This is a genomic window from Bradyrhizobium sp. CCBAU 51765, assembly GCF_015291725.1.
In the GTDB taxonomy this organism is placed as follows: domain Bacteria; phylum Pseudomonadota; class Alphaproteobacteria; order Rhizobiales; family Xanthobacteraceae; genus Bradyrhizobium; species Bradyrhizobium liaoningense.
Window position 1 is genome coordinate 6415058 of record NZ_CP030038.1, and the last position, 22267, is coordinate 6437324.

Below are 22267 nucleotides of genomic sequence, written 5' to 3' on the forward strand. Positions count from 1 at the left end.
GCGCAAGCCGGGCGGATACGGCTGGATTGGGCAGTGAGTTGGCCTGATATAGCTGCCGATGCCCGCGACACCCGTCTACATCATCTGTTCGCCCCGCCCGCAGGTCGGCAAGACCTTGCTGGCGCGGCTGCTGACGGAATTCCTGCTGCTCAAGAACGGCAACGTCGCGGCCTTCGACGTCAACCTGAAGGAGCCATCGCTGCTCGATTACCTGCCGAAGGTAACCGAGACCGCCGACGTGATCGACACCTACGGCAAGATGCAGCTGATGGACCGCGTCATCCTCGACGACGGCGTTGCCAAGGTGATCGACCTCGGCTTCCACGCCTTCGACGAGTTCTTCAAGATGACCGACGAGATCGGCCTCCTGAAAGAGGCCGCGCGCCGCCATGTCGCACCGCAGATCCTGTTCGTCGCCGACACCGATCGCGCCTCGGCCCGCGCCCATGAGATGCTGCGCGGGCAGATCCCGCGCATGAACCTGATCACGGTGGACAACGAATATATCGTGCGCGGCGAGCTGCCGCCCGCGATGGAAGGCGGCCGGCTATTCCGCCTGCCCGCGCTGCCCGGCTTCCTCAAGACCTATATCGACCGGCTGAGCTTCTCCTTCACCGGCTATCTGCGCCAGGAAAAGGACGCCTCGACCGAGCTGCACCAGTGGACCCGGCGGAACTACATCGCCTTCCGGGAACTCGAGCTCAGCCTGATCCTGCAGCGGTCTTGATAGCAATCCATCCGGGCGTATCCTCCGCCCGTCCCGCTCAATGCCCCTCGAACGTCATCAGCGTGCGCACCGGCACGTCCATGGCGCGCAGCTTGGCGGCGCCGCCGAGCTCGGGCAGGTCGATGATGAAGCAGGCGGCAACCACGTTGGCCCCGATCTGACGGAGCAGCTTCACCGCGCCCTCGGCGGTGCCGCCGGTGGCGATGAGGTCGTCGACCAGGATGACGCGCTCGCCGGGCTGAATCGCGTCGACATGCATCTCCATCTCGTCGATGCCGTATTCGAGCGAGTAGGCGATGCGCACCGTGGTGTGCGGCAGCTTGCCCTTCTTGCGGATCGGCACGAAGCCCGCCGAGAGTTGATGCGCCACCGCGCCGCCGATGATGAAGCCGCGCGCCTCCATGCCGGCGACCTTGTCGATCTTGTTGCCGGCCCAGGGATTGACGAGCTCGTCCACCGCGCGGCGGAACGCGCGCGCGTCCGCGAGCAGGGTCGTGATGTCGCGGAACATGATGCCCGGCTTGGGATAGTCGGGGATGGTGCGGACGCTCGCCTTGATGTCGTGGTCAAAAGTCATGGTTATCTCGCTCTGGCTTTTCCACCGTCATTGCGAGCGAAGCGAAGCAATCCAGATCTTCTCCGCGGCAGCAGTCTGGATTGCTTCGTCGCCAGCGCAAAATTGCTTCGCAATTTTGTCGCAGGCTCCTCGAAATGACGGTCCTTACTCAATTCGCCCCCGCTTCCAGCCGGAAGGCATTTTCGACAATACGCAAGCCCACCTCGCCGCCGAGCGACATCAGCGATTCCGGATGGAATTGCACGCCCGCCACCGGCAGGGACTTGTGCTCGAGCGCCATGGCCACGCCGTCCTCGGTGCTGGCCGTGACGTTCAGCACCTCCGGCATGCTGTCGCGCTCGACATAGAGCGAGTGATAGCGGCCGATGACGATCTCGTTCGGCAAATTGCGCATCAAGCGCCCGCCGCGCACCTGGACCCGCGACGGCCGGCCGTGGGCGGGATGGGTGAGCTGGCCGAGCTCGCCGCCGAAATATTCACCGATCGCCTGCACGCCGAGGCAGACGCCGAATACCGGCAGCTTGTTCTCCAGCGCCGCATCGATGGTCTTCTTGATCCCGAAATCTTCCGGCCTGCCCGGGCCGGGCGACAGCACCAGCAAATCCCACCTCTTCTGCTTGAGCATGTCGAGCGCATGCACATAGCGGACCACGGTGACGCTGGCGCCGACCTGGCGGAAATAGTCGGCGAGCATGTGCACGAAGCTGTCGTCGTGGTCGATCAGCAGCACCTGCTTGCCCGAGCCGGTGGCATCGGGTGCAAAGGTCGACAGCGGCTTCGGCGGATCGCCGCGCAGCGCCTGGAACAGCGCGGCAGCCTTGACCTGGCATTCGCGGTCTTCCGCGGCAGGATCGGAATCGAACAGGCAGGTGGCGCCGACCCGCACCTCGGCAAGCCCATCCTTCATGCGGATGGTGCGGATGGTGAGGCCGGTGTTGATGCTGCCGTCGAAATTCACCGCGCCGATCGCCCCCGCATACCAGCGCCTCGGCGAGCGCTCGTGATCCTCGACGAACTGCATCGCCCAGAGCTTTGGCGCGCCTGTGACGGTCACGGCCCAGGCATGGGTGAGGAAGGCGTCGAGCGCGTCGAAGCCGGGGCGCAGCATGCCCTCGACATGATCGACGGTGTGGAACAGCTTTGAGTAAGTCTCGATCTGGCGACGCGCCAGGACCTTGATCGTGCCCGGCACGCAGACGCGCGCCTTGTCGTTGCGGTCGACGTCGGTGCACATGTTGAGCTCGAACTCGTCCTTTTCCGAGTTCAGCAGCTGGCGGATCTGCTCGGCATCGCCGATCGCGTCGGCGCCGCGCGCAATCGTGCCCGAGATCGGGCAGGTCTCGACCCGGCGACCGTCCGAGCGCACGAACATTTCCGGCGAAGCCGAGACCAGAAACTCGCCCTCGCCGAGATTCATCAGCGCGCCATAGGGCGACGGGTTGATGACGCAAAGCCGCTGGAACACTTCGGCCGGCGAGCGGTCGCACGGCTCGGCGAAGAGCTGCCCCGGCACGGCTTCGAACAGATCGCCCCGCGCAAACGCCGCGCGCGCGGTCTCGACCGTCGCCTGATACTCACCGGGCGCGTGATCGGCAAAGCCCTGGCGCGGCGTCTTCAAGTACGGGCTGTCGGCGGTCTCGCGCGGCAGGCCCTCCGTGGATTTGCCCTTCCAGGCGAAGTCGTAGGTAAGCACCACGCCGCGGCCGGTGGCGCGGTCATAGGCCAGCAGGCGATCGGGCACATAGAGCACGATGTCGCGCTGGTCGGCCTCGCGCGGACGCTTCTGCACGAGATCCTCGATCTGGAACACGAGGTCGTAGGCGAAGGCGCCGAACAGGCCGAGCAGCCCGTCATCATTGGCGGAGAAGGCGGCGACGAGGTCGCGCACCAGCGACATCACGCTGGCGCGCCGCGTGCGCTGGTCCTCCTCGACCGGCGCATCGCCGCGGATGATGTGGCCGGCAAGGCGTGTGGCCGATTTCTCGGATATCACCACGCAGGGCTCGCGCAGCACGTCGCCAAGGAAGGCGATCAGCACCTGCCCGCGCCCGTTCAGCGCTTCCAGCCTGAAATTGACGCCTGTGGTCTCGAGCTTGAGCGGCGGGTCAGAGAAGCCGAGGTCGAAGCTCTCATAGCGGCCGGGCACGGTCGTGCCCGAAGACAGCACCACGCCGCGGCGACGGTCGAGCAGGCTGACGAGGTCGTCGAGCCTGTTGGCGCCGCCGGTAAACTGCTCCGCCACGCGCGTGATCGCAAGACCTGCGCGGGTCACATAGTCGCTTCGGGCCGGGAGGGCAAAGACGGTCCTGTTCATGGGGTCCTCTTACGAGACTTGCCGAGGGAACGCCACACAGGACAAACGATCAGGCCGCCGCACTGCGCTGGCGACCTCAGACGATTTGGGAAAGAAAAATCGCACCGGCCACCTCTTCAGGAGGTGCGCCACCAAAGACGGGCTGGGCGGACGGCGGTGCTCATGGGCGGGATACTCACCATGGCACGGGGGCGGCGTCAAGGGCGGCCGGGCTGCGGGTCAGAGGCCACACTTTCTTCCAGAGGACTGCCATCTCGGCATCGCTGGCAAACTCGCCGCGCTCAGCTTGATCGAGCCCCTCGCGAACGGCCGCCCTGTACTCCTCCGGGATCGCGAAGACCTCGCGCTCCCGCTTTTTGTTCTCGGATCGGTCTGGCACGCCCCTAGCCCAGATGTTTCCTGAAAAACTCCGTCGCCCTGCCCCAGGCAAGCTCGGCGGCTTCGCGGTCGTGCACGGCCTGGCGCTGCTCGTTGACGAAAGCGTGCTCGGCGTCATAACGGAACAGCTCCAGCGACTTGCCGGCGGCCTTCATCGCCTTTTCGAAGCCATTGACCAGCTCCGGCGTGCACCAATCGTCCTTGTTGGCGAAATGGGCCTGGAGCGGGATCTTGACGTCGGCGGGCTTGGCCGCCTGCTCGGGCGGGATGCCGTAGAACACGACGCCGGCCGCGAGCTCCGGGATCTTGGTCGCGCCGATGATGGTCACGGCGCCGCCGAGGCAGAAGCCGGTCAGCCCGACCTTGGCGCCGTTGCGCGCAAGATATTGCGCGGCGCCACGCACCGCCTGCGTCGTGGCGTCCATGAAGTCGAGGGAGCTCATCTCCTTGTTGGCAGAATCGGTGTCGTGATAGGGCACCACCTTCCCCTTGTAGAGATCGGGCGCCAGCGCGTCGAAGCCGGCCAGCGCAAAGCGGTCGCACAGGCCCTTGATCTGGTCCGACAAGCCCCACCATTCCTGGATCACGACCACGCCCGGCGCGTTGCCGCGCGCGGCGTTGGCGAGATAGCCCGCGGCGTCCTTGCCGTCCGGGCGCTTGAACGTGATGGTGGTTCCCATGGTGTCCTCCGACGCGTTTTTGGGGGAGCGGTTGAGGGCTATTGTGGCGATTGAGCGAGCGATACGCAATCGCGCCAAGCAACACACTCTCGTGCCCCGGATGCAATGCCGCGCGCCGCCTTCGCGGCGTGATGCGTTGCTGATCCGGGGCCCAGCCACACGCATCCTGGGTCCCGGCGCGCGCTTCGCGCGTCCGGGACACGAGTCCGACAAAAAAGCCCCCTTCCGGGGGCTCTTTCTTTTCTCGCTCGTCTTGCGCGGCTCAGTGCGAGGCGGCCCAGACCTTCTTCTTGGTGAAATACATCAGCCCCACGAAGATGATCAGGAACACGAAGACCTGGAAGCCGAGGCTCTTGCGCGCTTCCATGTGCGGCTCTGCGGTCCACATCAGGAACGTGGTGACGTCCTTGGCGTACTGCGCGACCGTGGTCGGCGAGCCGTCGTCATAGGTCACCTGGCCGTCGCTGATCGGCTTCGGCATCTTGATGGCGTGACCGGGGAAGTACTTGTTGTAGTACGAGCCCTCCGGGATGGTCACGCCCTCCGGCACCTTCTCCTCATAGCCCTGGAGCAGCGCGGCGACATAGTCAGGCCCCTGCTCCTGGTACTGGGTGAAGACGTCGAAAATGAACCAGGGGAAACCGCGCTTGTAAGAGCGCGCCTTGGTGATCAGGGACAGGTCGGGCGGCGCCGCACCGCCGTTCGCCGCACGCGCAGCCTGCTCGTTCGGGAATGGCGAGGGAAAATAATCCGCCGGCCGGCCCGGACGCTCGAACATGTCACCCGCATCGTTCGGACCGTCCTTGACCTTGTACTCGGAAGCAAACGCCGCGGCTTGCGCCACCGAATAGCCGGGGCCGCCGGCCTCGGCGAGGTTGCGGAAGGCAATGTAAGACAAGCCGTGGCAGCTGGAGCAGACCTCCTTGTAGACCTTCAGGCCACGCTGCAGCGCCCCGCGGTCAAACGTGCCGAAAGGGCCCGAGAACGACCATTTGTTGCCGGGCGGCGTATCGCTGCCTTCAGATGCTTTCGCGCTGTCGATCGAGCCAGCGAACAGCGAACCGGCGAGCGCCAGCACGATCGCGGTGGAGACCATCGGCGTCGACCGGCTGCCGGTCTTGGCCAGGACTGCATCCGAGATCGAGTTCGGCACCGGCCGCGGCTTCTCGATGCGCGCGAGCAGCGGCAGCACGATCAGGAAGTAGGCGAAGTAGCAGACCGTCAGGACCCGGCCGGCAATGACGTAGATGCCCTCCGGCGGCTGCGCGCCGAGATAGCCGAGCAGGATGCAGACCGCGACGAAGATCCAGAAGAACTGCTTGGCGAGCGGACGGTACTTCGACGACTTCGTCTTGGCGGCATCAAGCCAGGGCAGGAAGCACAGGATGATGATCGCCCCGAACATCGCGATGACGCCTGCGAGCTTGTTCGGGATCGAGCGCAGGATGGCGTAGAACGGCAGGTAATACCATTCCGGCACGATGTGCGGCGGCGTCACGCCCGGGTTCGCCGGAATGTAGTTGTCGGCGTCGCCGAGATAGTTCGGCATGTAGAAGATGAACCAGGCGTACAGCAGCATGAAGCAGGCAACGCCGAACATGTCCTTGATGGTGGCATGCGGCGTGAACGGCACCGTGTCCTTTTCCGTCTTCGGCTCGACGCCGTCGGGATTGTTCTGGCCGGCGACGTGCAGCGCCCAGACGTGCAGCACGACGACGCCCGCGATCACGAACGGCAACAGATAGTGCAGCGAGAAGAAGCGGTTCAGCGTCGGGTTGCCGACCGAATAGCCGCCCCACAGCAGCGTCACGATGCTGTCGCCGACATAGGGAACGGCTGAGAACAGGTTGGTGATGACGGTGGCACCCCAGAAGCTCATCTGGCCCCAGGGCAGCACGTAGCCCATGAAGCCCGTCGCCATCATCAGGAGGTAGATGATGACGCCAAGGATCCACAGCACCTCGCGCGGCTCCTTGTAGGACCCGTAGTACAGGCCGCGAAACATGTGGACGTAGACGGCGACGAAGAACATCGAGGCGCCGACCGCGTGCATGTTGCGTAGCAGCCAGCCGTAGTTCACGTCGCGCACGATCAGCTCGACCGACTTGAAGGCGAGATCGGCATTCGGCGTGTAGTGCATCGCCAGGATCACGCCGGTCAGGATCTGCATCCCCAGCATGAAGGACAGAATGGCGCCGAAGGTCCACCAATAGTTCAGGTTGCGCGGGGTGGGATAGGCGACGAAGGAGGAATGGATGAGACCAAAGATCGGCAGGCGCCGCTCGATCCATTGCAGGGCCGGATTGCTCGGCTGGTAGTCGGATGGTCCGCTCATGATGCGATCCTGAGGAAATAGTACGACGAGACGGCGCGAAGCTTCGGACTAAGGCCCGAAGGTCAGCCGATCTGGATTTTGGTGTCGGAAACGAACTGATACGGCGGCACGGGCAGGTTCGAGGGCGCTGGGCCCTGGCGAATGCGGCCGGACGTGTCGTACACCGAACCATGGCAGGGGCAGAAGAACCCGTCGTAGCTGCCTTCATGAGCGATCGGGATGCAGCCCAGATGGGTGCAGATGCCGATCACGACCAGCCACTGCTCGTGGCCGGACTTGACCCGGGCCTCGTCGGTCTGCGGATCGGGCAGGCTCGCCACGTTGACGGCGCGCGCCTCCTCGATCTGCTTCTTGGTGCGGTGGCTGATGTAGATCGGCTTGCCGCGCCAGAACACCTTGATGTCCTGGCCTTCCGCGATCGGGCTGAGATCGACCTCGATCGGCGCGCCGGCGGCGATGGTCGAGGCGTCAGGATTCATTTGGGAGATGAAGGGCCAGAGCGCAGCCGCGCCCCCTACTGCTGCAGCTGCCCCCGTTGCAACGAATAAGAAATCACGGCGTGTCGGATGGTCCGCCGAAGACGCTGTCGTCACGATTCCAACCCTTTCTTCTTGTGCTACCGGTGGAACCGCTCCGAGGGGCGCCCAAGAGGTCCCCGGAAAGGCTGCCGGCGCCCGCGGCCCCCCGCGGCGGCAGAACTTCGCTTGTCCACCTCTAAACGGGTGAAACAGCAGTCCAGAATCGTTCTATTGGCACCCTTGCCGGGCGAGCGCAAGCCCGCTAACGGCGTGGGAGCGTGCCATGCACGAATTCCCGGGCGGGCGATGTTTTATTGAGACATTCCCGCCCGCATCGACCCCCGAACACAGCCCATGCAGATAGCGCTTTTTCAGCCTGACATCGCTCAGAACACCGGCACGATTCTCAGGCTTTGCGCCTGTCTGGGCATGGACGCCCATATCATCGAACCTGCGGGCTTCCCCGTCTCCGACCGCTTGTTCCGCAGGGCGGGAATGGATTACCTCGACCATGTCCGGCTGACCCGCCACGACTCCTGGTCGAAATTCGAGGACTGGCGCGCGGCACAGGGCTACCGACTGCTGCTGTTCACCACCAAGGCTGCGACCGACTACCGCGATTTTCATTACCAGAGGTCGGACATCCTGCTATTCGGACGCGAGAGCGCCGGCGTCACCGACGCGGTGGTCGAGGCCGCCGACGCGCGGCTGGTGATCCCGATCGAGGCGGGACTGCGGTCGCTGAATGTGGCGATGAGCGCGGCCATGGCCGCAGGCGAGGCGCTGCGGCAGATCCGGAACCCGCAAGTCTGACAGGTTGAGGAGAGACGATTGAGTTACGCGGTCAAGGAAATCTTCCTGACCCTGCAAGGCGAAGGCGCCCATGCCGGGCGTGCGTCCGTGTTCTGCCGTTTTGCCGGCTGCAACCTCTGGAGCGGCCGCGAGGCCGACCGCGCCGACGCGACCTGCAAGTTCTGCGACACCGATTTCGTCGGCACCGATGGCACCCTCGGCGGCCGTTATGCCTCGGCCGTGGAACTCGCGGACACCATTGCCGCGCAATGGACCGCCTCGGGCGGCAATCGCTACGTGGTGCTGACCGGCGGCGAGCCCCTGCTCCAGGTCGATGCCGAGCTGATCGAAGCGCTTCACGCCCGCGGCTTCGAGATCGGCGTCGAGACCAACGGCACGATCCCTGCGCCTGATGGCCTCGACTGGATCTGCGTCAGCCCCAAGGGCGGCAGCGAGCTGGTCCTTCGCCAGGGCCACGAGCTGAAGCTCGTCTATCCCCAGGCGCTGGCTGCGCCGGAGACTTTCGAGGATCTGGCTTTCGAGCGCTTCTCGCTGCAACCGATGGACGGGCCCGAGGTCATCAGGAACACTGCGCAGGCGATCGACTACTGCCTGCGCCATCCGCAATGGCGGCTCAGCGTGCAGACGCATAAATCGCTCGGCATCAGATAGGGACAGATTTTGTAGGGTGGGCAAAGCGGAGCGTGCCCACGATTCAAGATCACGGTAAGAGACGTGGGCACGGCGCAAGGGCGCCTTTGCCCACCCTACGGCACACTCCACGTGGTAAGCGACCGGGAATGCAGATGGACGCCTCAACGATAGACGACCGCAAGGCCCGCGCCCGCGCCTGGTTCGAGCGATTGCGCGACGACATCTGCGCGAGCTTCGAGCGGCTCGAGGACGACGCACCGCCAAGCCTCTATCCCGGCGAAACCGGCCGCTTCAGGCGCACGCCCTGGCAGCGCACCGATCATACCGGCGCGGCCGGCGGCGGCGGGGTGATGTCGATGATGCATGGCCGCCTGTTCGAGAAGGTCGGGGTGCACTGCTCGACCGTGCACGGCGAGTTCGCGCCCGAATTTCGCGCACAGATCCCGGGCGCCGCAGAAGACCCGAAGTTCTGGGCCTCCGGCATCTCGCTGATCGCGCATATGCGCAATCCGAACGTGCCCGCCGTGCACATGAACACCCGCTTCGTCGTCACCACCAAGGCCTGGTTCGGCGGCGGCGCCGACCTCACGCCGGTGCTGGAGCGAAGGCGGACGCAGGAGGATGCTGACACGATCGCCTTCCACGCCGCGATGAAACAGGCCTGCGCGCAGCCGAATGGCGTCGCCGACTACGACAGGTACAAGAAGTGGTGCGATGAGTATTTCTACCTGCCGCACCGGAAAGAGGCGCGCGGCATCGGCGGCATCTTCTACGACTGGCACGACAGCGGCGACTGGGACGCCGACCTCGCCTTCACCCAGGACGTCGGCCGCGCCTTCCTGAAGATCTATCCCGAGATCGTGCGGCGCAATTTCGCGACAGGCTGGAGCGCGGAGGATCGCGAGGAGCAGCTGATCCGGCGCGGCCGCTATGTCGAGTTCAACCTGCTCTACGACCGCGGCACCATCTTCGGACTCAAGACCGGCGGCAATGTGGATTCCATCCTGTCGTCGCTGCCCCCGGAGGTGAAGTGGCCATGACCACGATGAAACTTGCAGTGAGGCCGCTGCCGCGCGCCATGCTGATCGACATGGACGACACCATCCTGTCGGCCTATGGCCGGCCCGAGATCGCCTGGAACACGATCGCGAACGAGTTTGCCGAGGAGCTTGCGCCGCTGCCGCCGGCCCAGGTCGCCACCGCGGTGCTGGCCTTCGCGCGAAACTTCTGGGCGAACGCGGAAGCGGCGTGGCGGATGAAGCTCGCCGAGGCGCGGCACCTGACGGTCAAGGGCGGCTTTGCCGCGCTTGCGGCGGCCGGCCACCGCGCCCTGCCCGACGATCTCGCCGTTCGCCTCGCCGACCGCTTCACCGCCTATCGCGAGGAGGAGATGTTCGTGTTTCCCGGTGCGCATGAGGCGATCGACCGGTTCAAGGCGCTCGGCATCAAGCTCGCGCTGGTCACCAACGGTGCCGCGGACATGCAGCGCGCCAAGGTCGAGCGCTTCGAGCTGGCGCACCGCTTCCACCACATCCAGATCGAAGGCGAGCACGGCTTCGGCAAGCCCGAGGAGCGCGCCTATCTGCACGCCATGCAGGCGCTCGGCGTCACCGCCGAGGAGACCTGGATGATCGGCGACAACCTGGAATGGGAAGTCGTGACGCCGCAGCGTCTCGGCATCTACTCGATCTGGATGGACGTGCATGGCGACGGCCTGCCCGAAGGCTCGACGGTCAGGCCCGACCGCATCATCCGCTCGCTCGGCGAGCTGCTGCCCGACCAGGCGTAACCAGGCAAAACAAAAACTGCGAAAACAACCCCATGCACAGTAGCCGGCTGCTGCAGAATCAAGGATTTACGGATTTTTCGAAATCCGCTTTGACCCGTCGGGCAAAACAGGGGTATGATGTCATCGTCGCGGGCTTGTGATGGACGGGCTTCTGCGTGAGCCGCATCATCAACCAGTGCCAGCCGGACCCGCCGATCACGCGCAAGCGCCTGAGACCGTAGCGCGACGCCCCCGCCGAATTTCCCGGGACGCGCAGCCGACGTGATCGGCATGTCATGACCGCCTGCTAGCCTCACGGCCGATCAACCCGAAAGGACAGTCCATGGAATTGAAAGCCGGCGACGTGGTGATGCTGAAATCCGGCGGCCAGCCGCTGACCGTTGCGGAGGTGAAGGCGGACGAGGTGCTGTGCCTGTGGATGGGCATGGAAGGCGACCTGTTCCGCGAGACGCTGCCGCTGGCCGTGCTCGTGCAGGTCGAAGAGGATGATGAGGATGAGGATGAAGAGGAGGACGACGACGAGGAGGAGTAGGCGCGCCTGACACTGCATCCTCGTTGGATCGGAGCGTTCCGCTGCGACGCTCCCGATCTCCGCTTCTCTGCCAACAGCAGTGCAGCAGAGGTCATCGCTGGATGTCGCAGGAGGGCCAACAGGCGACATCACAGACGTGAGCGTGGCCGGGCCAGCAGCGTACACGCTGGACAACTTTACCGAGAAGTGGCAGTCTTCATCGCATGGATAACAATCGCTCGCGCGCTTCTAAGAAGTTTAGCACCGCCCATTCGTTGGCGGGTTAGCGCGCGGTCCATAGTGTTCGCACTACCCGCCCTGGAGGCGGGATTTTTTGTGCCTGTCTCCCGGTTTCACATTGAAGGAGACAGCTATGCTGGAGAAGCAGATCGCAATTAGGCGCGCCACGGCTGATGATTGCCATGCCGTCCACGACATCGTTTTACGGGCGTTACGCGAAACCAATGCCAGGGACTATCCGGCGTCTGTGATCGACCGCCTGGTTTTGACATTGCCAGAAAAGGTCGCGTCAAACCTTGAGGGCTGGCATGCCTTCGTCGCCATCGTGGATGGGCGGGTTGTTGGAACCGCAAGTCTCAGCGGCGATACCGTCAAGTCTGTCTTCGTCCATCCTGACCATCAGCGGGGGGGCATCGCGACGAAGCTCATGGGCGCGGTCGAAAACGTTGCCCTTGCTCAATCCATCCGCGCGTTGAACGTGCAGTCTTCGATTACGGCACAGCCCTTCTATGCGAAGTGGGGCTTCAATGTCGTTCGGGAAGAGTTCTACGGGGAAGAGCGGACAATCGTCATGTCGAAGCCATTTCGGGGGGCGTCGGACTAACGTTCGATCAACCTGGACGGATCAAGGGATTACCTTGAGCAGCGGGAGAGGTCGCCTTTGGGCGACAAGGCGACCTATCCAACGCCGGAGCAGCCCGTCAGTATCGGCTGCCTTCACCCGCAACAGCATTCCCTGCAGCTACCCCAAGACCCTGCAGCGGTGGAGTTCGAAATCGTCGAAGTCTGCATCGCTGAGTGTGGACCTGAGCGCCTCGACGAGGCGATGGCTCATAAAGATGCGGCTTTGGCTTATCCCAGCGCACATCCACAGATCGGACCCAGCCAGAGCAGCGGACGAAACCGCAATGTCGCCATCCTTGAGATTCAGCAGCGACCAAACGGACTGACCTGTTTGGCGGCTAACACCGATTTTTTCGATGTTGGTGCTCGCATCCGGAAGGAAACAGTCCTTCGTAGGCCCGAAATTGACGATATAGAATGGACCGGGCAGCGGTGTTTTCTCGTCCGCCTCGTAGATGGTATGGGGCACGAGCCCGCCGCCAACACCGAAATCGAACTTGGAAAGGACCTCGGCGACTTTACCCTTCGCGGCGAGGAAGGCTCCTATAAAGAGAACGTCTTTTGCGCGCTTGAAATGCGACATGCTGTACACGGCCGAGGCCTCCGGCAGCTCTTCGCGCTTCATTGTCTGGCCCGCCGCATGCTTTAAGATGGCCGCAAACACCTTCTCGCTTTTCTTTGGAACGCGGTGTTGTACGTAAGGCGCTTCCCACGGTTCGCCGAACCATTTTTGGCGAAGACCGAGTTTGTCACCGAGCACGCCATTGCTCATCACTTCGCTTATCCAGACTTGACCATTCATGCTAAGCTCGCACTCGCTGCGTAGCTTCCAATCCCGCGGTGATCTTGACATGCGAGTTCCGCAGTTGCGATCGCATAGGGCCGGAATGTCCGCAACGGCTCAAAAGCTGCCGCCGGGCATACGGCATCGATTGGTCCGCCAAGGGGCCAACAGCGGAAGCCTAGAATTTGCGATCCAAGACGCCAGCCGAGAAGCGATTGTTGGGTGCTCTCATTTGCTTCGACGGCTTTTTTGCACGAGGTCATCTACATACGCCTTGCACATATGGAGGTCGGCACCTGTTTCCGCCCGGACAAGGGCGATGGCTGCGATGGGGTTGCGGTCTTGTAGGAGGCTCGCCACGCGATCAAGCACAGTGCGTTGCAAGGTGATCTCTGGACCTCGATCCGCCTGACGAGGCTCTGGCTGGATCGCTGGAGCAATCTTGGCGGTCCATTTGACCATGTCACCGCAACGTTCGGCATATCCGCACGCGACGAGCGCGGCAATCTCGCTATCAAATTCGGCCGTCGGCTTGAACGGTTCAGAGCCTGAAAAGAGCTGCGTCCCGGCAGGGCCGTATTCGCAAGCGGTCTCGACATATGCCTCCAGCAGGCGTTTGAACAACACATACGAAATCTCACCACAGGCAAGCACTCGCGCTCGTGTTTCGTGAGCTTGGAAGAACTTATAGACGGCAAATGTTTCCTCGCCCGGATGCCCCTTTGCATCGACATATTGCTGCCGAGTCATCCCTTGGTAGCCAGTCGCAGTCGTTACCAAGGTCAAGGCGACGCCAAGCTCCCAAAGCACATCGCATCCATCTTCGAACGGAGTTTGCGCGTAGTGCCAATAGTAGTCTGGCAGGTCGCCAGGTTCGAGCGTCATTGAAAGGCGCCGCGCGAGACCGACGGCAAGTTCCGCGGCCAACCGAAGGTGTTCTGATGGTTGATCGGCCTTGGTCATTTCATGATCAATCCAGTATCGGACGACGCGCAGTTCGCCGCAAAACCTACATCCGGAAAGTTAGGATTTGGTCATCGGCTGAGTCTGCAATGGGCCATGACCGGACATCCTAAAGCAAACTAAGCTTTACCAGCGCGAAGTCGAACGAATGGCGAAGGTCTTTCGGTTGTGAACATTCATGCTTCAACTTGAATACGAAAGTGGTACTCTCAAGCAGCGGGAGCGGAATTGACCGTCCCGCTTTGGGGAGAAACATGGTCATGACGTTGTCGTCGCACTTGGTTGCGCGTAGCGCTTTCGCCGTCTCGTCAATCACACTGCCGTTGCTGTGCGCCCTTGCCGGCACGGCTATGTCGCAACCGACGCCGCCCGGGGCCGAGCTTCCAAGCGTTACCGTCGAAGCGCCCAAGCAGATGATGCGGTCCAAGCCTGCGCATCGTGTGGTCGCGCGCAGTAGAAGGTTCGCCGCCATCTCTCCTGCCGCGGCAATAGCCGCGCCGACCTCGGATGTCACCAAGCTTGCCAAGCTCGCCGCCACCACCAACAACTGCGTCGGCGGCTGCCAATCGAGCTTCAAGTTGGGCGACAAGCCCTGGGTTGGCTGCAACGTTTCGGGCGGCGTGTACTCGGCAACGTGCCGCAACGTCGGCAATTACAAGAGCTACGAGGAATGCAAGGAAGCCGGACGGCTCACTGGCTGGCGGTCAGGCGAGACCTCGGCTTATTGCAGCAGCGTGGCGATAGCAGCGGGCTGGCGTTGAAGCAAAAGTCGGCGGCTGGGTTTGTGGCGGACGCGTCGGCTCAAATGGCTCCACGGAGCGCAGAGACATCCTGCATTGCCGTCAGGGCCATCCCCTCATGGCGAACTACGCCCGAAGCCTGCACAGCGCAAGTCAGCTTAGGGTCACATTGAGAAAGGCTCAACGGAGCAATTCGCGTCCGCTGAAATCTGCGAAGCGGGCTATTCGATGGGGTTTGACACGGCAGTTCGCGCCCAATCGATTGCTGATGCGATTTCCTTCCTTCAACGAAGCATGCGATCGTAGAGCAAAGACGACGTCTTTGCTGCACATTCGACTGGTGCATCAGATGTCCGTTCAGGGTCATGAGCGCCTAGCCTGATGCGGTTCGGGTCACCTTCAGGACGCAGGGCTTGCGGCGTGTCGACCAAGATCGGCCACGGGCCAGAGCCGGACCAACTCGCAACATCACGAATCGGGGATTCGGATTGCTTGCGCTTCATCGGCGCCCCATCTCGAATGGATCGCAAAGGATCCGAAGATGGAACGTTCCGCACTTGTCGCAGGAGCAACCGGCATAGTGGGCAACAACCTGGCCCGGCATCTCCTGGCGCGCGGGTGGTCCGTGTCCGGGCTGGCGCGCAGGCCAGGAACTGATATCGCGGGTATGTTGCCGATCGCCGCTGATCTGTTGGATCCGGCGTCGCTCGGATCGGCGTTGCGCGATCTGCGTCCCACGCACGTTTTCTTCACCTCGTGGCTTGCACAGAAAACGGAGGCAGAGAATATCCTGATCAACTCTGCGATGGTGCGCAACTTGCTGGATGCATTGTCATCTGCCGGGTCGGTCAGGCATGTCGCACTCGTAACCGGCCTCAAGCACTATCTCGGGCCGTTCGAATCCTATGGTCAAAGCAGCTTGATCGCCACGCCGTTTCGAGAGGATCAGCCTCGGCTCGATACTGAGAATTTCTATTATGCCCAGGAAGATGCCGTGTTCGCGGCGGCGAAACGAGACGGCTTCAGCTGGAGCATTCACCGGCCACATACGATCATAGGCTATGCCGTCGGGAATGCCATGAACATGGGCACGACGCTCGCTGCGTATGCCACGATCTGCCGCGAGATCGGACGGCCTTTTCTGTTTCCAGGCTCTGCAACTCAGTGGAACGCACTAACGGATATGACGGACGCCAGACTGTTGGCCAGACATCTGGAATGGGCGGCCACGACAGATGCTGCCCGCAATCAGGCTTTCAATGTTGTCAACGGGGACGTGTTCCGTTGGAAGTGGATGTGGGGGCGCCTGGCGGCCTGGTTCGGACTGCAGCCAGCAGCGTTTCCGAGCGAGCGCCTTCCGCTTGAGCGACAGATGAGCGACGCCGGCCCGATCTGGTCCGACATCGCCCGGAAGCATCATTTGGCAGAACCGGATCTCAACCGACTGGCGTCTGCGTGGCACACCGATGGAGACCTCGGCCGGCCGATCGAGGTTGTCACCGACATGGGCAAGAGTCGTCGGCTGGGATTCCTCGACTATCAGGCGACGGACGAAAGTTTCTTCGACCTGTTCACGACTCTGCGAGAGAAGCGAATCATACCGTGAGCGAGGCGGCTCGCTCGAGGTGTTCGAACCGACCGCAACTTCCGCTTTGGGTCAGCGGACGCTGCCTGTCCGTTGTGCCAGATCAAGTTCGTTGTCGGTCAAACTTTGCAAGTCTCGACGCACGCGATCGATGACGCTGCCATACTCCCGGCGCTCGCTTTGCCTAAAGAGGCGAACGGTCGGATACCAGGGGCTGTCTTCGCGATGGAGGAGCCAGCGGTAATCCGGCATAAAAGGCAGCAAAATCCAGGTCGGTTTCCCAAGCGCGGCCGAAAGATGAGCAACGCTGGTATCCACAGTGATGACAAGATCGAGGCAAGAAATCAGAGCCGCGGTCTCCACGAAATCGGTAAGATGCTGTGCAGCGTCGAAGATATCAACTCGGGCCAGCAGTTCAGCTCGGTCGTTCGGCCTGACGTCCTTTTGGAGACTAACAAAGCTCGCTTTGGCATCCAAAAGGCCTGATAGCATCCGGAGCGGCATGGACCGATTGTGGTCGTTCAAATGTTCAGGATTACCTGACCAGACAAGTCCTACTCGCGATCGAGCACGCGGACCAAGCCGACTCTCCCAAGCTTGAACGCGCTCTCGAGAAGGCTGTGGCAAATAGGATACCGCCGCTGGAATGGTTTCCAATCGGGTTCCAAAGACGAGCGGCAGGTTGCTAAGAGGACAATGAAGGTCGAAGGGCGGCAAGAGAGCCCCCGATGATCCCGGCAGGCATTGCCAGACGCCCTCGATTTTTGAGAATAGCGGCCGCAATGCGTCCTGCACCGTCAAAATGACGCGCGCACCACGGCCAGCAAGCAGTGGAATATAGCGCACGAGTTGAATGGCATCCCCCAAACCCTCGTCAGCGCAGACCAGTATCGTTTTGCCGGCGATGTTTCCGTCACCGAGCCATTTAGGTCCAGGAAGCGGCGGATATCCGTTCGGCAAGCCCGGAACCTCCCAACGCGCCTGCATTCCCTTGAGGCCACGTTTGAAATCGCCGGTAAGCATCTGCAGCAAAGCAAGATTCCAGACGGACCTCGAATGCTCTGAGACAACGGCCGCGGATCGCTTGTAAGCAGACATTGCCTCTTCGACACGCCCCAAGTCGGAAAGTACGCTTGCCCGGCCGACAAGGGCCTTTCCGGCATTAGGATTGATCTTCAAAGATCGGTCGAAGAAGGACAAAGCCTCTTCCAAATGGCCTTGTGCTCGCAGGAGAGCACCAAGGTTAGCTAGAGTATCAGGGTTTTGGGGATCCAGTTTGGCTGCGCGCCTGCAATCTGCCACTGCCTCTTCGATCCTCCCGAGGCCGTTCAAGACGAGTGCACGCGTGTGCAGGGTCGGCGCAATATCGGGCTGCAAATCGATGCTACGGTTCAGATATGCGAGCGCCTCCGCAAGTTGTCCCGCCCCATGCAGAAGATGGCCTGCCTTATACGCAGCGTCAGCATGCCCAGAATCAAGTTCGAACGCGCGACGAAAGCAGAGTAAAGCTTCGCTTTTTCTTCGAGCCCGGATCAGCGCATCTCCCATCTGCCGCCAAAGTTCGGCGTCGTTGGGCTTTAGCTGTATAGCCTTGTCAAAGACTCTCAGAGCCTCGTCAAGGCGGCCAGCACTCGCAAGCGCATTACCCAGCGTGGCCAGGTAGGCCGGTTGGGGGTCTTTCCGGATCGCACGGGAGGCCCAATCTATCGCTCTGTCTGCGTGGCCGGCGGCAGTATCTACAACGGCCATGAGGTGCATGCTTTCGGCGCTCTCCGCATCCAGCTTGAACGCTTCCTTGACGCGGGACTGCGCCTTCAGGAGCTGCCCGCTTCGCAAATGTTCGATCGCGGCGGCATGAAGTTCCTCGAGGCGCATTGCTGCACGGAGATTTCTATCGACCGGCTCGGATTTCTGCTGGACGATTTGACGTTCGGAATGTGCCATTGGAACTCCACGAGTAGCCAGGCACAATCTCTAGGTGATTCGCTTTTAACGCGTAATAAATCGTAAGACAGCCTATCGTATGCATCAAACGTAAGGCTGCCTCGGTGGATTTGCATAGCCTGCGGAGCGTCCTCTACAAGAAGCCCAGCGGCAGTCTGGTCACCGGTCGTCGAGGCGCCGGATGCAGCCTGACCACTCGGCAATATGCGCGACCATTTGGTGGTCAATCTTGAGAACGCTGGTCAAGCGGGGACTTGCAAGAGCTAGAAGTGCAAACACGTGACCGTCAGATTGAAGGCATCAAACCAGTTCATCGCGTGCTTGATATCGATGCTCTTTGGAATGCGGAACGCTCTGGGTGAATTTTCGCAGACGGGGCGAGCCCGACAATCAGCTGATCACGTATAGTGACCATCCACTCAACTTTGTCGGGTTGATGGGACTGCATCTGTTGTTCGTCGTTATCGGTTGCTTAGGATGCGTTCTCTTCGTGCGAACGCTTCGTTCTTGGCTCAAACAACACAACTCTGGCAGATAGATTGAGGCATGTCGGCGATGGGCCAAGCGCAGACTAAGCGTCCGCAAGCGAACGGCGGTGGATTAAGGGGCCACTATCGGACTTCAGATCCGGATCAAGCGAAGGCCAGTGACCAACGCCACAGTTATCGACAGGCTATATGCTCCCAACCGAAGGTTGCACAGGCCGGTATGTATGCTAGGGTGCACTTACCGGTACGGCATCTTCCGCCCGGACCTGGAAGGGCATGATCATGAGATTGTCATCGAGCCTTGTCGTGCCTTCAACCGTCGCTGTCTTGTCGACTGTCTTGCTGTGCGCCCCGGCGGCGTCGCAGATCCCAACCGGCTCCGCCGCCACGCTTCCTCCCGTCACAGTCGATGCGCCGAAACAGGTGGCGAAGCCGCACGTCTCGGAGCGGGGAACAAACACGACGGCGCCGCGTCGGACTGCATCAACAATGCGACCGTCAACCGCGCGCGCGCCTGCATATGCGCCAGGTTCTGTGATGGGGAGGATTGCCAGCCTTGAGAAAGTCGCCAGCAGCTGCAACGGTGGCTGTGCATCTAGTTTTCCGAAAGGCAAGGAGCCCTGGATCGGATGTAGCGAGTCGGGCGGCCAAATAGATTACGGACCCTTCTCACCAACCTGTCGAGACACCATCACCCACACATCTTACCTGGGTTGCGTCGAAACAAAGACGTTCTTGGGCGAAGGCCGCAACAAGGCCCACTGGTTGTGCAGCAGCCTGGCCGCTGGAAACAGGTTTAAGGTCGCAGAACTCAAGCGATCAGGGCGCCGCTAGTCCATATTGCCTTTGGTCACGCGCAAGCACAGCGCACTGAGCGACGTTGAGACCAAACGGGTTCGCGTGCTGGCGCTGCGGGCTGCCGTCTTCAATTCGGCTCTCTTCAAACGCTCTGGCGAGCGGGAGTATGACCCTCGAGTCCGCTCTGGGTCAAAGAGGCCCTGAAGAGCCTGCCCCGGGCTGTTCGCATGATCATCCGGAAACAGACTTCGCAGCGCTCCGGGCTAGGATCAGCCACGGGCCACGAGCGGAATCGTCGGCGCGGACAATTGAGACCTCCACGGTCCTTCTTGATGATCGCTCGCATGGCTAATGACGCCAATCGGCGCACCCTCTATGCCGCCAGCCCACTCGCGCCAATACGTCGGGAACACATGAACGGGCAAACCGGTCTGTGAATTTATCCAACCACGAAGCACGCGGCGGCATGGGAAGACGAGCGCGTGTACCTCACCGGCAGGATCGAATACCGCCAGTTGCAGGTTACAATCAAACGGTGCCGTTGCCGTGGATTGCCACATGACGCGCTCCCCTTCTTCGCAGGCGGGAGCGCGATTGGTCTCTCTGCCACTGACGCCTACGGGGCAGAGCCTCGGCCAGTGATGCAATCAGTATATCAGGTTCGCCGGGGAGCCGCATAAATTGATGCGCCAGGGGAGTTGCCCCTCTCGCGCAGGCGATGACAAAAATCTTCAAGCACCGTTTGCAAGTTTTCGCAGCTTACGAGCAGCCGCTCCGCTTGTTCGCGCTCCGCGGTGCCGAAGGGAAGGCCATTGCGCATGTCTCTGACACGGTTCACCCGGTCACGGCCCTCTGCCACTCTTTTCTCGGCAAATTCCAGGTGCTCCAGATCATGCGCGAGCTTATCGAGTTCAGCGATCAACAGCTTGGTGATATTCGTTCGCTTGTCAGACGTAAGATCGCTGCCGTTCAGCAGGCCGATAAAGTGATCTACGTTGGCTTTGGCGACAAAGCGGTGCATTGGATTCCCCTGGTCCACGCCCCACGACGACCGATTTTGCAACCGAACCGGGCAATAAGAAATCTACTTCCTGGTCACCTCGGCGTGAAGGTAGAAAAGGCCGCCGTGGCGCAGCCTGTGTCGCAATGGAAGGGACACCCCGCGCTCGGGGGGCGTGCCGGGTCGCCATTTATCAAAGCCGGACTGCTGCCGCCGTCGCGCACCGCCGTTATAGGCGAGAAAGGGGCCACCTCACGATGGCCCCCTTGCCGGTCGCAATCTTGTTCGTACTGAAATGCCAGCCCCGGCCCACGTATTTCTAATTGATTTTATGGAGCTGGCGAGTCCGGGAATCTGCGGTGTTCCTGTGCCTGCATTGGCAGTGTCGCGACGTAGTCGTCTATCACGCATCCCCTCTCTTGGTCCGAGCCAAGTTGATTTATCGATGCTCATTGGGGCCACGGCCGGCAGCACCGATATTTGATCGCGATCAAGTTCTGGTCCGACCTTGAAGCTACGAAAGATGAAAAGCACATGCGGACCCCACAAGATGAAACAGGCAACAGGGCCAGCCATTTACTCGGTCCACCCGTGGGACCCGGGCAATCCTGAGAAAGGTGCCCGCCATCAGCTCCTAAGCGAGGATGAGCGCGCGAAGCTTGCAAAAATTGCGCAGATTGTACGCTTCGCCAAGGGCCAGGAAATCTACGCGGAAGGGTCGGTCGCGCAATCGGCATTCAACGTCATCGACGGAGTGGTCGTGGCTTACAACGCAGAGCATGTAGTCTCCTTCCTTCATCCCGGCGACCTGTTCGGTTTGTCGGAAGAAGGGCGGTATGCCAGTACAACAAGAGCTGCAACGCCTGTGACGGCCTACAAAATGCCGCTGGCCGCTGTGCGCCGCATCCTGGCCAACAACGCCGATCTCGACGTCAATCTCATCATAAAGCTTTGCGAAGAACTCCGCCTAGCCCAGCGCCATGCCGTTCTTCTCGCCCAAAAAAAAGCAGCAACGAAGCTTACGATGTTCTTGGGGCTCCAGGAACACCTGCAAGCTGCGCGAGGTGAGCCAATCTCCGAGATACATCTTCAAATGGATCGATCGAGCGTTGCTGCCTACCTAGGCATAACTCTGGAGGCGCTCAGCCGCGCCTTTCGATCATTGACCTCGAAGAAGCTCATTTCGGTTCGGGACCGCCAGCACATAACCGTGCTCGACCGAGAAGCATTCAACCGGGTGCAGGCATGACATCAATGAAGGATACCGAGACTAAAGTCGCACGAGTCCGGCAGCCGGTAGAGCTATTCTGCGCGTTGAAGGGAAAAAGAAGCCCGCTCAGGTTGGGGGACTGAGCGGGCCAACCTACATTGAGCTGGGGTTCTTGGGGTTGGTGCTCAATGTAATCCACTTGGTTCAGGCGTTCGCGCGATCTCCGCCTCGGGATCGCAACACGTCAACGGATGGGGGCTCCGTACGGTCGTGCTGCTGAAATCTAGAGCGCAGAGCGGATTCCTCTTCCGCAAGCCGGGTTCGAAGATACGAGCGTTCGATGTCCGTCAGACGAGTCTGAAGCAGGCGATGGTAACGGAAGATGTTGTTACGGTGCGCTTTGATGATGGCATCGTCTGCAACAGGCATCATTTTCCTCCCCTATTCGGAGAAAGATTGACCGTCGATCCGAACGCGGACTTGATCCAGCTCAATACTCGCGAGCGCTGTTTGGCAGATTTTTGATCGCGATCAAACCAAGCGGTACCTCAGGAGAATTACTGCGATGTCGGCTCTGCATCGCCAACATCGGACAAGACCCGCACCTGTTTCGGAC

General features: G+C 61.5%; 20 protein-coding genes. 11 read left to right on the forward strand and 9 right to left on the reverse strand.

All coding sequences use genetic code 11. From position 1 onward, the window contains the following. Positions 1-58 precede the first annotated feature (58 nt). The gene (locus XH96_RS30315) at positions 59-727 is read left to right on the forward strand and encodes a hypothetical protein (protein WP_194389221.1); all 669 of its coding nucleotides are present in this window, start codon (positions 59-61) and stop codon (positions 725-727) included. Positions 728-764: 37 nt separating this feature from the next. On the opposite strand, the gene XH96_RS30320 is transcribed toward XH96_RS30315, so the two are convergent. From XH96_RS30320 to petA, 5 genes are all read right to left on the reverse strand, one after another. Beyond that, the gene (locus XH96_RS30320) at positions 765-1304 is read right to left on the reverse strand and encodes an adenine phosphoribosyltransferase (protein ID WP_018323310.1); all 540 of its coding nucleotides are present in this window, start codon (positions 1302-1304) and stop codon (positions 765-767) included. Between the two features lie 148 nt (positions 1305-1452). Next, complete coding sequence (locus tag XH96_RS30325; protein WP_194389222.1) at positions 1453-3618, reverse strand: anthranilate synthase component I; 2166 nt, start codon at positions 3616-3618, stop codon at positions 1453-1455. A 383-nt stretch (positions 3619-4001) separates the two neighbouring features. After that, complete coding sequence (locus XH96_RS30330) at positions 4002-4676, reverse strand: dienelactone hydrolase family protein (protein ID WP_194389223.1); 675 nt, start codon at positions 4674-4676, stop codon at positions 4002-4004. A gap of 262 nt (positions 4677-4938) precedes the next feature. Continuing rightward, the gene (fbcH, locus tag XH96_RS30335; protein WP_194389224.1) at positions 4939-7011 is read right to left on the reverse strand and encodes a cytochrome b/c1; all 2073 of its coding nucleotides are present in this window, start codon (positions 7009-7011) and stop codon (positions 4939-4941) included. 62 nt (positions 7012-7073) lie between these two features. Then, a complete protein-coding gene (petA, locus tag XH96_RS30340; protein ID WP_194389225.1) occupies positions 7074-7604 on the reverse strand; it encodes a ubiquinol-cytochrome c reductase iron-sulfur subunit in 531 nt (176 codons plus the stop codon). Positions 7605-7883: 279 nt separating this feature from the next. Here petA and XH96_RS30345 point away from each other — a divergent pair, with 279 nt between their 5' ends. From XH96_RS30345 to XH96_RS30370, 6 genes are all read left to right on the forward strand, one after another. Beyond that, positions 7884-8342 (forward strand): tRNA (cytidine(34)-2'-O)-methyltransferase, encoded by a 459-nt coding sequence (locus XH96_RS30345; RefSeq protein ID WP_061878523.1) that lies wholly within the window; start codon positions 7884-7886, stop codon positions 8340-8342. 18 nt (positions 8343-8360) lie between these two features. After that, positions 8361-8993, forward strand: a complete 633-nt coding sequence (gene queE / locus XH96_RS30350) for a 7-carboxy-7-deazaguanine synthase (RefSeq protein ID WP_194389226.1) — start codon at positions 8361-8363, stop codon at positions 8991-8993. A 134-nt stretch (positions 8994-9127) separates the two neighbouring features. Beyond that, the gene (gene hemF, locus XH96_RS30355) at positions 9128-10015 is read left to right on the forward strand and encodes an oxygen-dependent coproporphyrinogen oxidase (RefSeq protein ID WP_194389227.1); all 888 of its coding nucleotides are present in this window, start codon (positions 9128-9130) and stop codon (positions 10013-10015) included. Then, positions 10012-10764 carry an HAD family hydrolase gene (locus XH96_RS30360; RefSeq protein WP_194389228.1) on the forward strand — a complete coding sequence of 251 codons (753 nt, stop codon included), beginning with the start codon at positions 10012-10014 and terminating at the stop codon, positions 10762-10764. The genes hemF and XH96_RS30360 overlap by 4 nt, the downstream gene beginning before the upstream one ends. A gap of 322 nt (positions 10765-11086) precedes the next feature. Beyond that, on the forward strand, positions 11087-11296 hold the full coding sequence (locus tag XH96_RS30365) for a YodC family protein (RefSeq protein WP_194389229.1): 210 nt from the start codon (positions 11087-11089) through the stop codon (positions 11294-11296). Positions 11297-11648: 352 nt separating this feature from the next. Further along, a complete protein-coding gene (locus XH96_RS30370; RefSeq protein ID WP_194389230.1) occupies positions 11649-12119 on the forward strand; it encodes a GNAT family N-acetyltransferase in 471 nt (156 codons plus the stop codon). A gap of 138 nt (positions 12120-12257) precedes the next feature. Here XH96_RS30370 and XH96_RS30375 read toward each other — a convergent pair whose 3' ends face one another. After that, the gene (locus tag XH96_RS30375; RefSeq protein WP_194389231.1) at positions 12258-12941 is read right to left on the reverse strand and encodes a hypothetical protein; all 684 of its coding nucleotides are present in this window, start codon (positions 12939-12941) and stop codon (positions 12258-12260) included. A 210-nt stretch (positions 12942-13151) separates the two neighbouring features. Then, complete coding sequence (locus tag XH96_RS30380) at positions 13152-13886, reverse strand: hypothetical protein (protein WP_194389232.1); 735 nt, start codon at positions 13884-13886, stop codon at positions 13152-13154. 254 nt (positions 13887-14140) lie between these two features. Between XH96_RS30380 and XH96_RS30385 the strand changes: the two genes are divergently transcribed. Continuing rightward, positions 14141-14647 carry a hypothetical protein gene (locus XH96_RS30385; RefSeq protein WP_246789790.1) on the forward strand — a complete coding sequence of 169 codons (507 nt, stop codon included), beginning with the start codon at positions 14141-14143 and terminating at the stop codon, positions 14645-14647. Positions 14648-15167: 520 nt separating this feature from the next. Further along, entirely contained in the window at positions 15168-16232 is a 1065-nt protein-coding gene (locus tag XH96_RS30390) for an SDR family oxidoreductase (RefSeq protein ID WP_194389233.1), read from the forward strand. Positions 16233-16283: 51 nt separating this feature from the next. On the opposite strand, the gene XH96_RS30395 is transcribed toward XH96_RS30390, so the two are convergent. Then, on the reverse strand, positions 16284-18155 hold the full coding sequence (locus XH96_RS30395; protein WP_246789791.1) for a tetratricopeptide repeat protein: 1872 nt from the start codon (positions 18153-18155) through the stop codon (positions 16284-16286). A 1941-nt stretch (positions 18156-20096) separates the two neighbouring features. Beyond that, the gene (locus tag XH96_RS30400) at positions 20097-20462 is read right to left on the reverse strand and encodes a hypothetical protein (RefSeq protein WP_246789792.1); all 366 of its coding nucleotides are present in this window, start codon (positions 20460-20462) and stop codon (positions 20097-20099) included. 529 nt (positions 20463-20991) lie between these two features. Between XH96_RS30400 and XH96_RS30405 the strand changes: the two genes are divergently transcribed. Both XH96_RS30405 and XH96_RS30410 read left to right on the forward strand, forming a co-directional pair. Beyond that, positions 20992-21690, forward strand: a complete 699-nt coding sequence (locus tag XH96_RS30405; protein WP_194389234.1) for a Crp/Fnr family transcriptional regulator — start codon at positions 20992-20994, stop codon at positions 21688-21690. Between the two features lie 231 nt (positions 21691-21921). Next, positions 21922-22176, forward strand: a complete 255-nt coding sequence (locus XH96_RS30410; protein WP_194389235.1) for a hypothetical protein — start codon at positions 21922-21924, stop codon at positions 22174-22176. Positions 22177-22267: the final 91 nt, after the last annotated feature.